Below are 12,489 nucleotides of genomic sequence, written 5' to 3'. Positions count from 1 at the left end.
TGCAAATTACGTATCATCAAGCGCATGAGTACGACTAACACGCACACCGTCAACTTCGACCAGCCGATTGAGAAGGTTTACGAGGCCCTCACCGACGCCGGTTTCTGGGAGAAGGTCGCAAACCGTTTCTCGGCGGCTGACGGCAAGGTGGAAAAGTTCGAGACCACCGACGCTGGCACCACCGTCGTGATTCGCCAGACCGTCTCTGCTGACAAGATTCCGGCGCAGGCACAGAAGTTCGTCAAGTCCGGGGTCGGCATGACGCGCACGTTCGTCATCAGCCCGCTTAACGACGACGGCGCGACCTCCACCGTGACCACAGAAGCTTCGGACGTACCGGCGTCCTTCAGTGCGTCCCAGAAGCTCACCGTCCAGGGTGAAGGTTCAGTGCTGACCACCAACTCCGAGTTCGCCATCAACGTGCCGCTGCTCGGTGGCAAGCTCGAGGAGAAGGCAGCTCCGTACCTGGAACGCGTCCTCAACGCTGAGACCGCTGTGCTGGCGGACTACGTCACTAAGTAGGTTGCGCAGCGGGGCACACCGAGGCGGCACCGGGGGCGGACACCCGGGCGAAGAAAGGTGGTAGCGACGGAGCCGTCGTTAAGCAAGACTGGGAACCATGAGTTCTGCTAAACGCTCGTCGAGCGTCAAAGTCCTGCCCACCGTCCTCGGTGTCATCATCGTGGTGGCACTCATTGCGATTGCCGGCGAAATCGGCGTCCGGATGTTCGTGAGCAAGGAGATTTCCGACGGCTACCGCACCTCCGCCGAAGAGCGTGGTGCGACGGTCACTGAAGACCCCAAGGTTTCTTTCGGCACCCGCCCGATGCTGCTCGCCTTGGCCACCAAGTCAGTGCCCTCGATGGATCTGTCCACTCCGAACACACTGGAGGTCAAGAACCCGGAAGCGCTGGGTAGCGCACCGGAGATCAACGGTGACCCGGCAGCGGAAGTGCACCTGGAAAACGTGGATCTGAGCAATCGTGCGGATCCGACCGCAGAGTCGCTGCGAGTAGACGTCACAATCCCACCTCAGCTGCTGCAGGCGCTAATTAACCGGGAAAGCGGTGTACGCGCTTCCACAATCACGCCGTTGCCGGACGAAGGCCTGTTCAACATTGAATTCGCCTCCGGATTTGCGACCTCCAAATTCCGCCCGATTGCCAACGGCGGCCATATCGAAATCAACTTGGAGGGCGGCTCAATCCTCGGCTTAAACCTCGATGGCCTGGCCGGCTGGCTGGGAGAAGCGAGCGGTACGCTGTTGAGCTACGACATCGGCCACGGTATGCAGGTGGAGGAAGCACACGTCACAGGGGAGGGCCTGGCGTTGACGCTGACGGGCGCAAATCTGCCTTTGTCGACCGTGAGCGAACTTACCTTTAGCTAGCAGGTAAGATACCGAGAATGACTCGCTCTCTCATCACCGCAAATAGCGGTACTCCCACCGAGCGCCAGTACATCTTCTCGCTCGGCTGTCCAGACCGTACCGGTATCGTTTCCACCCTGTCGACCTTCCTGTCCGACATTGGTGCGTGGATTACCGAGGCGGACTTCTTCTCCGACCCGGAGACCGGATGGTTTTTCACTCGCCAGGCGGTCCGCGCCGACGCTCTCGACCTGACGGTAGAAGAGCTGCGCGAGAAGTTCGCTGAGCTCGTCGGTGATTGGGGCCCTGAGGTCCGCTGGAAGGTCACCGACAACGCTGTCCCGAAGCGCGCTGTCATCCTGGTGACCAAGGAAGGCCACTGCCTGCAGGATCTGCTCGGCCGCGTCGCACAGTCCGACTATCCGATGGAAATCGCTGCAGTAATTGGTAACCACCGCGATCTGGAGCCACTGGTCGCAGCGTATGACATTCCCTTCCACCACGTGCCCTTCCCCAAGGATGCCGTCGGCAAGCGTAAGGCATTCGATGAGGTCGCCGAGATTGTCGACGCCGAAAACCCGGATGCCATCGTGCTCGCACGTTTCATGCAGATTCTGCCGCCGGATCTGTGCGAAAAGTGGGAAGGCCGCGCGATCAATATCCACCACAGCTTCCTGCCGTCGTTCATGGGCGCGCGCCCGTACCTGCAGGCTTATCGACGTGGTGTGAAGCTCATCGGTGCCACCTGCCACTACGCCACTGAGGACCTCGACGACGGCCCGATTATTGAGCAGGACGTCATGCGTGTCTCCCACAAGTACACCGCTGCGGACATGCAGCGTGAGGGTCGCGATGCGGAGAAGCAGGTCCTCGCCCGCGGTTTGCGCTGGCACCTGGAGGATCGTGTGCAGGTCTACGGCAACCGCACCGTGGTGTTCCAGTAGGTTTTCGGGGCGTTCCAGTAGGTTTTCGGGGAGCCAGACCTATCCCTATCCCCTCCCCCAGAAAGAAAGTGTCTGGGTTTATGACAAAATCACCGGGTTTTTCACCCAGAAACTGTCATAAACCCAGACACTTTCTCAGTTGTGCGGGCTAACACCCGCCCTGGGCTAGCACCCGCCCGGGACTAATACCCGCCCTGTGCGTTCGACAAAATGTCCTTGATCTGTGGGCGAACATCCAGCCAGTAAATACCCGTGATGACTAGTCCGGCAATCAGCGGGATGCCCAGCATTGCCCAGCCCAGCCACGGCAGGAGTAGGAAGATAGCCGAACCGACCAGCATGCCGGCCCAGACGTTGCGGCTCTTGCGGTCTGCAGCGTCAAAGGCATCCGCGCGGGTGGTGATGACAAGCACCGCACCGATTAGCGCCAAGATGCCGATGACAAACGGAATGGCGAACTGAAACAGGACGTCCACATAGACGGAAATTGCCATCAGCGGCGAATCCGCAAGACTGGGCAAAGATGGTAACAGGCGCACCGGGGGAACAACTCCTTTAACAGGGATGCATTGCTTTTTACATGCTAACGCACACGGTCTGATGTGCTGGGTTGTGCTGCTAAATAGCCCCAAACACCAAGGTCGACAGGGTGTAAATAGCCAAACCGGCCAGTGATCCGACAACAGTGCCGTTAACGCGAATGAACTGCAGATCGCGACCGACCATCAGTTCAATCTTGTCGGAAGCCTCATCGGCGTCCCAACGCTCGACGGTCTCGGAAATGATCGAGGTAATCTCGCCCGCGTAGTTCTCAGCGATGAAGACGACAGCCGCTTCCAGACGGCGGTCCATTCGTTTGCGCAACTCAGGATCGGACTGGATTCGCTCGCCGTAGCGGGCGGCCGTTTCCGAGACCTTCCGACGGAGCAGGGAGTCCGGGTCGCGGGCAGCGTCGACAAGCTTTGCGGATGTTGATGCCCAAATCTTCGCCGGTGCCTGTGTGACAGCGGCGGACGAAAGAATGTCAGTCTTAATTTCTTCGACCTTGGCGATGGTCTTCTCGTCGTTCTGCAAATCAACGGCGAGCTGCGTGAGGAAGCGGTGGAGCGCCAGGCGCGCGTCGTGCTTAGGGTCATGCTGCACCTGCCAGGTCCAGTCAACCAGCTCGCGATAGACCTTGTCGCCGATGAGATCGTTGACAAAGCTCGGTGCCCAGGAGGGGGCGCGCTCTCCGACGAGTCGGTCGATAAGATTCTGCGAGCCCAGCGACTTCCGGTGCAGCCACTCAGCCATCTGCTGGACAATAGGCTCGGTGCGCCCTTCTTCGATCAGCTGCTCGAGAACCTTACCCGCTGGTGGCCCCCACTCCGGGGCTGCAACTTCGTCGATGACTGCTGACTTCAGCACTGCGGCGGCATCGTCAGGATTAATCGCCTCCAGCACATTTCCGGTGAACTTACCGACCTCTGCGGACACTTTGTCGGCGTTTCCCGGCGCTACCAGCCATTCGCCGATACGCTCAGGAATCTCGGCCTTACGCACCTTGTCCACAATCAAAGCGGGGTTCAGGAAGTTATCACCGACGAACTGCGCCAGGGACTCACCGACCTGGTCCTTCTTGCGGCGGACGATAGCGGTGTGTGGGATAGGAATGCCGAGCGGGTGGCGGAACAGAGCTACGACTGCGAACCAGTCGGCGAGGGCACCGACCATGCCAGCCTCAGAAGCAGCGCGAACGTAGCCCACCCACGCGGGCACAACTTCGCCTGCGGATAAGTGTGAAGACTCAATACCGCGGCATGTGAAATACACAGCGGTTGCGATGACCAGCAGCATCGTAGCGAAGGCCTTGGCCTTACGCAGTTGCGCACGTTTTTCCGCCTCAACCTCTGGTGATGGCCCGGGAACTTCGAGACGGTCCGAGACTGTATCTACAGCTGCCGGGAGCTTAGCGGGGTTGTTATCCATGTGTATAGATTAGGCGCCGAAAACGCGAAAATGCCACCGCGCCGCAGTCCGCTGTTGGTGAGAGAGGTACTTCTCAATACTTCCCTACCCCAGCGCACTGTGCACAGTGGCATCAACTGTGGAGGTGCTAGTTCAAAAGGCTAGCGTTGCATCCGCCTAGAGGCGAGCCCCTTTAAACTGGGGCAAGCCTTTAGTGGTGAGTGCCGAATTCCTTTCGGTAAGCCTTGTAGTCACGACGACCGATGGAGATGCAGGCCAGACCCGCAATAACCATAACCAGTCCGACTACCAGGCCAGCCCACATGAACACGCTGCCGTCGAAGTTCCAACCACCGGTGTAGTCGGTGTAGTTGGCGGCATCCTTAGCCAGGAAACCGTTGCTGTGAGAGGCAGCAGTCTGGTCGGCAAAAACGGTCGTTGCGAGACCGAAAATGAAGGTGCCCCAAGCCGCCAGAGAGGCGAGCATGAGTCCCATGCCAATCCAGGTAATGCTCTTGTGAAGCGAGGAGTATTCGGCATTCATGCTCTGAGGCACGTAACCGTCGACGAAGTGCTCTTCGCCCTGGTAACGCTTGACTGCATTCGCCATAATCTATGTCCCTTCTGGAAAACTCTAATCGAGAAAGAGTTTAGTCGTCCTTACCGCGGAAGAACGAACGAGCTCGTTCCTTGGTAACGGCGGCAACCGCAGTCAGCGGGATACCGGCCGGGCAGACATCAGCACATTCACCATAGAGGGAGCACGGACCGAAGGTGCCTTCGACCTCGTCAACCATCTTGCGAGCACGCTTGCCACGCTCTTCCTTACCCAGCGGGACCAGGGAGAGGTGAACCAGCTTTGCGCCGGTGAACAGGTGTGCAGCACCGTTCGGGCAAGCTGCCACACAAGCACCACAGCCGATGCAGGCTGCGTGGTCAAGTGCGAACTCAGCGGTCTCGTGGTTCAGGTGCAGAGTATCTGCATCCGGAGCGGTACCAGCGTTGATGGAGACGTAGCCACCCTGCTCGAGGACACGGTCCAGAGCGGAGCGGTCAACGACCATGTCCTTGATGACCGGGTATGCGGCGGAGCGCATCGGCTCGATCTTCAGGGTGTCACCATCGCTGAACTGGTGCAGACGCTGCTGACAGGTCGGGGTGTTCTGGCCCGGGCCGTGCGGACGACCGTTGACGTTCAGACCACAGGTACCACAGATACCCTCACGGCAGTCAGATGCGAACGCGAACGGCTCCTTGCCGGACTCGACGTACTTGGAGTTGACGTGGTCAAGCAGCTCCAGGATCGACATCTCTGCGACGGCGTCGTCAACGTCAACGGATTCAAAGTGTCCCTCGACGTTCGGACCTGCTTGGCGCCAGATTTCAAGGTGCAGTTTCATTACTTGTAGTTCCTTGTCATGAGCGGGACGGCTTCGAAGGTGAGCGGCTCGGCGTGGCGAATGAATTCGTGACCGGATTGATCCCATGCAGGACCATTGTTGCCTCGCTCCCATGCGGAAACGAAGCACCAGTTAGCGTCATCGCGCTCTGCCTCGCCATCTTCGGAGATGTGGTCATCGCGGTAGTGAGCACCGCAGGACTCATCGCGGTCGAGGGCGTCGACACACATGAGCTCACCGAGGTCGATGTAGTCAGCAACGCGGTTAGCGTACTCGAGCTGCTGGTTCATCTCGTTCGGCTCACCCGGGATGAAAAGGTCAGACCAGAATGCCTTACGCAGTTCGCGGATCTCCTCGATACCGCGAGCCAGGTCTTCCTTGTTACGAGCCACACCACAGTCGCGGTAGAGAATCTCACCGAGCTGACGGTGGAAGTACTCAGCGCCGTGCTTACCCTGGATGCTCATCAGCTTGTCCAGGCGAGCCTGAGCGCGGTCCAGTGCTTCCTTGGCCTCCGGGGCATCCTCAGCCAGGCGGTCGGTACCGAGCAGTGGGCCAAGGTAGTTCGGAATGGTGAACGGCAGGGTGAACCAACCGTCGACCGAACCGGACAGCAGGGAGTTCGCACCCAGGCGGTTTGCACCGTGGTAGGTCCAGGATGCCTCGCCACCGGTGAACAGACCCGGGATGGAGGTCATCTGGTTGAAGTCAGACCACAGGCCACCCATGGTGAAGTGGCAGGTTGGAGCAATACGCATCGGAACCTTGTACGGGTCCTCACCGATTGCCTCTTCGTACATCTGAATCAGGTTCGAGTAGCGTTCCTTGATGACCGGCTGGCCCAGGCGCTCAATTGCGTCACGCAGATCCAGATAGACGGAGTTCTTCAGCGGGCCAACACCGTAGCCGGCGTTAATCTGCTGAGAGTTGGCGCGGGAAGCGACGTCACGCGGGACGAGGTTACCGAATGCCGGGTAGCGACGCTCCAGGAAGTAGTCGCGCTCGTCCTCCGGGATGTCGTTGGCCGGGCGCTCGTCGCCCTTCTTCTTCGGGGTCCAAATACGTGCGTCGTTACGCAGGGACTCGGACATCAGAATGGTCTTCGACTGCCAGTGCGCGTTGACCGGAAGACCGGTCGGGTGGAACTGGATGAAGGACGGGGATGCGAAGTAAGCACCCTGGTCGTATGCACGCATGATGGCCGAAGCGTTGGAGTTCTTGGCCAGCGTGGACATGTGGTAGACGTTGCCGTAACCGCCGGTAGCCAGAATAACTGCGTGAGCAGTGTGAACGGTCAGCTCACCATTGATGAGGTTACGCATGATGGCACCCTGGCAACGGCCGTCGGCGACGATGATGTCAACCAGCTCGTTGTGGGTGAAGATCTCGACGTTGCCGAGACCAATCTGACGCTGCAGAGCCGAGGTAGTCGACAGCTGCAGCTGCTGACCCGTCTGACCACGGGTGTAGTACGTACGGGAGACCTGCACACCACCGAAGGAACGGGTTGCCAGGGTACCGCCGTACTCGCGAGCGAACGGAGCACCAATTGCATTCAGGTGGTCGATGACGCGGACAGACTCGACAGCCAGACGCCAGCAGTCGTTCTCGCGGCAGCGGTAGTCGCCGCCCTTAACGGTGTCCTTGACGTGGCGGTAAGCGCCGTCGTTGTCGACCTTCTTACCGCGAGCGGAGTTGACACCACCCTGTGCAGCAATGGAGTGCGCACGGCGCGGAGCGTCGTGGTAGGTGAAAACCTGCACGTCGTAGCCGAGCTCGCCGAGCGCAGCAGCGGCAGCGCCGCCAGCCAGGCCGGTACCGACGACCATGACGCGGAACTTACGACGGTTCAGCGGCGAAACCAGGTTGGCGTGATCCTTCTGGTACTGCCAGTGGTCCTTCATGGAGACCTTGTCACCCGGGGAGTTATCGGACAGAACCTTGCCGATCTTGACCCCGTCGACAGCGCTTTCCGGCGCGCGGAAGTCCGCAGCGACGGTTGCTTCAGTGTTAGTCATAGTAAATTTCCTCCTCGACCTACGAGACCAGACCGGTCAGGACGGCGACTGGGATGAAGATGTTGCCGACAACAACCAGCAGCGGCAGCAGGCCGGACAGGAACAGCAGAACCTTGCGCCAGCGCTTACCGGTGATACCGAGGTCGGAAGTAGCGGTCCACAGACCGTGGGACAGGTGCAGCAGCAGAGCGAGCTGCGCAATGATGTACCAAACAACAACACCCGGACGCGAGAAGGACGCAACCACGTTCTGGTATGCCTCACCGTGCTCGAAAGAAGACGGAGCAACGCCAGCACCGATGGTCAGGTCCAGCAGGTGGAAGATGATGAAGGCCAGCAGCACAATGCCGGTGATCACCATCGAACGTGCAGTAAAGGTGTTCCAGCTGGACACCATGCCCTGACGGCGGAACTTGCCGCGGGACTGCTTAGCACGTGCAGCCAGGGTGAGGCCACCGAAAATGTGCAGGACAATAGCTACCAGCAGGACAATGCGGAAAATCCACAGAATGCCCTCGTTCGGAACTGCCGGAGCACCGACAGTGCGCAGGAAGGTCGCGTATGCGTTGAAGTCTTCCTCGCCAGCGAAAATCTTCAGGTTACCCAGCATGTGGACAATAACGAAGAGGCCAAACAGCACGCCAGTGACGGCCATGGTCAGCTTCAGAGCCCATGAAGGGTATTTAGGCTGCTCGCGCAGCGGTTCTACATTAATTTTGCCGTGCGCGATTGCGTCACGGTTTGAACTTTTAACAGTCATGGCACCTCCAGTGTCATATTCACTCTAAAGTCACACAGCGCCTGGTAAACATTTTTCCCCCTTTTGGGTGGGGATTTTCACAGGTTACCTAGGTCTTTTCTCCGCCTTTTCTCAGGTTATCGCATTTTAGCCACTTCTGACGTCGTCGCTGCATAAACCCTCTCCCCCACCATAAAAACGCCCCTACCCCGACTTTTGCCGATTTTTCCCCCGCCCAAACTAGCTAATAACGCAACATAAATAGCACGAAAATAAAAAACCGCCCACTTTTCTCAGGTGGACGGATTTAATACTCAATAATTATGTTGCGAAATTCTTTATTTTTACCCCTGCCGAATTCCCCAAAGGCCCAAACAGCCACCCCCAACAGGCAATCCCCCCCCTATTGGCACCGTGTACGGCCGAAGCCGTCCGACTAATCCTCGCTCTGATCCGAGTTCGCCATCACCACGGTCAACGGCTCCGGACCAATAATCACCTCATGTCCTGCGACCATAATCGGCCCAACCTGGTGGTCTCCCTCCTCCAGGACGACTTCCACCGTGCGGCCGCGCACCGTCACTCGGATACGACAACCACGAATAGTGACTCGGTACGTCAGACCACTCCAGTCCTCCGGCAGACGCGGGTCAATACTGTAGCGGCCGTCATGATCGCGGAAACCACCGAAACCATAGACCAGGGACTGCCACACACCACCGGCAGATGCGACGTGGACACCATCGGCAGCGTTGCCATGCAAGTTCGCCAGGTCCACATAGAGTCCGCGTAGGAAGAAGTCCATTGCCTGCTCCTGCAAGCCCAACTCGGCCGCAACAATGGACTGCACAACGGCGGACAGCGAGGAATCACCGGTGGTGAGCGGATCGTAATACATGTAGTCTGCGCGCTTTTGTTCCGTCGTAAAGCGATTGCCCATGAGGAACAGTGCGAGGACGACGTCCGCCTGCTTAATGACCTGGTGACGGTAAATCGTCAGCGGGTGGTAATGCAGCAGCAGCGGGCGCAGCGGGCCAACTTCGGGATCGTCGAGATTCCAGCGCTTACGCAGCAGGAACTGGTCATCCTGAGGGTGAATGCCGAGCTTCTCATCGAACGGGATGTACATCGCCTCAGCGGCCTGCTCCCACTCTTCAACCTCGCGCTCAGTGAGGTCGAAGCGGTTGGTCAGTTCGCGATAGGCAGCAGGGCGATCACGCTTCATCTGCTTGACGACGTCCGCAGCAACCCGCAGGTTATACTGCGCCATCACGTTGGTGTACAGGTTGTTGTTCACCACCGTGTTGTACTCATCTGGACCGGTGACGCTGTGAATTTGGAACTCTCGCTGCTCGGCATCAAAGAATCCCAACGACATCCAAAACCTGGCCGTGCCGAGCAACAGATCCGTGCCCTCCTTGAGCAGGAACTCCTCATCGCCGGAGGCATAGACGTACTTCATCATCGCGTACACGATGTCCGCATCGATGTGGTACTGCGCCGTGCCGGCCTCAAAGTAGGCCGAGGACTCCTGACCATTGATAGTGCGCCACGGGAAGAGGGCACCGTCGTGCGCCAGTTCGTCGGCACGCGCCCACGCGGCTTCGAGCATGTCCCAGCGGAAACGCATGGCATTGCGCGAGAATTGCGGCGACGTATAGGTAAGGAATGGGGTCACGTAGATTTCCGTGTCCCAGAAGTAGTGGCCGCCGTAGCCGGTGCCGGTCATTCCCTTGGCCGGGACGCCTTGGAATTCGGCGCGCGCGGCGGCCTGGATAATCTGCCAAATGTTCCAGCGCACTGCCTGCTGAATCTCCGGCTGATTGTAAATGACCACGTCAGAGCGCTCCCAGAAGCGTTCGAGCCACTCTTCCTGGTTCTCCATCAGCCCCAGCATGCCGATGCGACCGACGCGGTTCAGGGTGCGTTCACAGCGGAATGCCAGCTCTTCGGCACGCACCTTGCGGGAGGAGTGGTACGCGACCAGCTTCTCCAGGCGTATGACAGTGCCGACCGGCGCATCCAGGTTGAACAGGGAGCTGGCCACATCCGGCTCGGTCGACTGCGAAATCTCTACGAACGGCTCCGTGCCGTCGGGAGTGCGGACAGTAAAGGTGTGGTCCATGGAGGTGGCCACGGTCATACCGGAGTTCGCGCAGCGGTAGCCCAGCGTCGAGCGCTGCCCGTGCGCCGATTCCGACTGAAATGCCGGAATGAGAACGCGGTCTTCCAGCGCCTCGGCGCGACGGGGATCCAGTTCGGTGCCCTGCGCCTTGGCGGCATCGTGGTATTCGTCCTCGCCGTCCTGGCGGTTGAGGATCTGCGAGTTAATCATCACCGCAGCATCCGCATCCAGCAGCTCGACTTCCAGACTCATCGCGGCGACATGCTTTTCCTGGAAAGACACCATGCGCTCAGAGGTGACGCGAACGCGCTTGCCACCCGGGGTGCGCCAAATGAACCGACGACGCAGCACACCCTCGCGGAAATCCAGGCTACGTTCGTAGTCGCTGACCTCAGCATTGCCGAGACGCAGGGGCTCATCGTCAATGTAGAGACGCATTGCCTTGGCGTCCGGAGCATTGGCAATCGTCTGCCCCTGACGGGCTAGGCCGTAGGCGTCCTCGGCGTGCCTAATCGGCCAGGTCTCATGCAGACCGTTGATATAAGTGCCGTGCTCACTGGAGTCACGGCCCTCCGGCGGGTTGCCACGCATGCCGATGTACCCGTTCGACAGCGCAAACAGCGTCTCGCCCAAACCGAGCGGGAGGCCGTTCGGCTTCGTCTCAATCAGACGCCACTCATCGACCGGAGTGATGTCTCGGTCCATGAGTCCCTCGGCATTTACAAGGTGGTGGTGCTTATCCGCACGATCCGCCGGGAAGTTACGACGCTGCTTACGACGAACTGGGGACACCGTCTCCTCCTGTTTTTCAGCTTCGGCGGTCTCCGCGTCGTGACCCTGCCCCTGCGGAATCACACGCTCGGTCTCGTCGACTGCTGCCGTGGTCGAATCGTTGGCCATGATGCCTTCCGGTTTTGTCTCAGCCATTTGTCACGAGCCAGCCTAGACGAGTGCCGCCAAGTCACTGACCACAACGTCGGCGCCCGCTCGGCGCAGCGCTTCCGCACCAGCACCGCGGTCAACACCAATGACCAGACCAAATGCGCCGGCTGCACCCGCTTGCACACCACTGATGGCATCCTCGACCACCACAGCATCGCGCGGCGCCACCCCCAGATTCTTCGCCGCGTACACGAAAGTATCGGCGGCTGGCTTACCCGGCAGGTTGTTCTCATGCGCCACCACGCCGTCAACAATCTCCACGAACCGCTCACGCAGCCCAGCGGCCGTCAGCACCGGCACCGCGTTCTTCGACGAGCTAACCACCGCCAACTGAGGTTTTTCGCTTGCCGACGAGTCCCTCGCGCCCTGTAACTCGTCGAGCAGCGCAACCGACCCCGGGTAGGCCTCAATTCCCCTCTCGACTCGCGCCAAGAAGTCATCATTTTTGCGCTTCCCGAGCCCGACAATCGTCTCGTCTTTCGCTGTGTCCTCATCGCTACCGTGCGGCAGCAAAATGCCGCGAGATTCCAGGATTGCTGCGATGCCCTCATCGCGGCGGCGGCCATCGAGGTAGGTGAAGTAGTCCTCCTCTGTGTAGGCCGAGACGCCCTTGTGCTCGAAGTAGTCGCTAAACATGTCCGCCCACGCCTGCTCGTGCACATCGGCGGTAGGGGTAATCACTCCGTCGAGGTCAAAGAGGATTGCGCCCGCGCTATGGAGGAATTCTTTGGCCTTGGCGAGGTTGGTAGCACTATCGGTCGTGGAATTAGTCATGGGGGTCGCAGCTCCTTGGACGTTGCAGACTGCATTTTCTCAATTAACTTCCCAATCAACGCTAGCAACGTTGCCCCTACCCCGCTTGTGAACCCGGGTATCTCGAATCTGAGAATCATGGTGCGCTTCCCCCAAAAAAACAAAACTGCCGGCGCGCATGCGGAATTGGCATCAGAGGTTAGCCAATACCACCTACACACCGGCAGTTTGGGTATCTATTTTGTTATTTCA

General features: G+C 59.2%; 11 protein-coding genes. 3 read left to right on the top strand and 8 right to left on the bottom strand.

The window, feature by feature from the left end:
• Positions 1 to 24: 24 nt before the first annotated feature.
• From HMPREF2878_RS10015 to purU, 3 genes are all read left to right on the top strand, one after another.
• Entirely contained in the window at positions 25 to 522 is a 498-nt protein-coding gene (locus HMPREF2878_RS10015; protein ID WP_070653439.1) for a DUF2505 domain-containing protein, read from the top strand.
• Positions 523 to 619: 97 nt separating this feature from the next.
• Positions 620 to 1,390, top strand: a complete 771-nt coding sequence (locus HMPREF2878_RS10010) for an LmeA family phospholipid-binding protein (protein ID WP_070429269.1) — start codon at positions 620 to 622, stop codon at positions 1,388 to 1,390.
• A 17-nt stretch (positions 1,391 to 1,407) separates the two neighbouring features.
• A complete protein-coding gene (gene purU, locus HMPREF2878_RS10005) occupies positions 1,408 to 2,313 on the top strand; it encodes a formyltetrahydrofolate deformylase (protein ID WP_016421970.1) in 906 nt (301 codons plus the stop codon).
• A gap of 182 nt (positions 2,314 to 2,495) precedes the next feature.
• Here the strand turns inward: purU and HMPREF2878_RS10000 are convergent, their stop codons facing one another.
• From HMPREF2878_RS10000 to HMPREF2878_RS09965, 8 genes are all read right to left on the bottom strand, one after another.
• A complete protein-coding gene (locus tag HMPREF2878_RS10000; RefSeq protein ID WP_016421969.1) occupies positions 2,496 to 2,852 on the bottom strand; it encodes a DUF2516 family protein in 357 nt (118 codons plus the stop codon).
• Positions 2,853 to 2,931: 79 nt separating this feature from the next.
• Positions 2,932 to 4,281: a DUF445 domain-containing protein gene (locus tag HMPREF2878_RS09995; RefSeq protein WP_070549781.1), complete on the bottom strand. Its 1,350-nt coding sequence runs from the start codon at positions 4,279 to 4,281 to the stop codon at positions 2,932 to 2,934.
• A gap of 190 nt (positions 4,282 to 4,471) precedes the next feature.
• Positions 4,472 to 4,870 (bottom strand): hypothetical protein, encoded by a 399-nt coding sequence (locus tag HMPREF2878_RS09990; protein WP_016421967.1) that lies wholly within the window; start codon positions 4,868 to 4,870, stop codon positions 4,472 to 4,474.
• A gap of 40 nt (positions 4,871 to 4,910) precedes the next feature.
• Positions 4,911 to 5,660 carry a succinate dehydrogenase/fumarate reductase iron-sulfur subunit gene (locus HMPREF2878_RS09985; RefSeq protein ID WP_016421966.1) on the bottom strand — a complete coding sequence of 250 codons (750 nt, stop codon included), beginning with the start codon at positions 5,658 to 5,660 and terminating at the stop codon, positions 4,911 to 4,913.
• Positions 5,660 to 7,678 carry a fumarate reductase/succinate dehydrogenase flavoprotein subunit gene (locus HMPREF2878_RS09980; protein WP_016421965.1) on the bottom strand — a complete coding sequence of 673 codons (2,019 nt, stop codon included), beginning with the start codon at positions 7,676 to 7,678 and terminating at the stop codon, positions 5,660 to 5,662. The genes HMPREF2878_RS09985 and HMPREF2878_RS09980 overlap by 1 nt, the downstream gene beginning before the upstream one ends.
• A 19-nt stretch (positions 7,679 to 7,697) precedes the next feature.
• Positions 7,698 to 8,438, bottom strand: coding sequence for a succinate dehydrogenase cytochrome b subunit (locus tag HMPREF2878_RS09975; protein ID WP_049189509.1), 741 nt, complete (start codon positions 8,436 to 8,438; stop codon positions 7,698 to 7,700).
• Positions 8,439 to 8,853: 415 nt separating this feature from the next.
• Positions 8,854 to 11,469, bottom strand: coding sequence for a glycoside hydrolase family 65 protein (locus tag HMPREF2878_RS09970; RefSeq protein ID WP_070604907.1), 2,616 nt, complete (start codon positions 11,467 to 11,469; stop codon positions 8,854 to 8,856).
• Between the two features lie 15 nt (positions 11,470 to 11,484).
• A complete protein-coding gene (locus HMPREF2878_RS09965) occupies positions 11,485 to 12,258 on the bottom strand; it encodes an HAD family hydrolase (RefSeq protein WP_191622132.1) in 774 nt (257 codons plus the stop codon).
• Between the last annotated feature and the right edge of the window lie 231 nt (positions 12,259 to 12,489).

It is taken from the genome of Corynebacterium sp. HMSC065H09, from assembly GCF_001812845.1.
Taxonomy (GTDB): Bacteria; Actinomycetota; Actinomycetes; order Mycobacteriales; family Mycobacteriaceae; genus Corynebacterium; species Corynebacterium jeikeium_D.
This window is presented reverse-complemented; position numbering and strand designations above follow the sequence as displayed.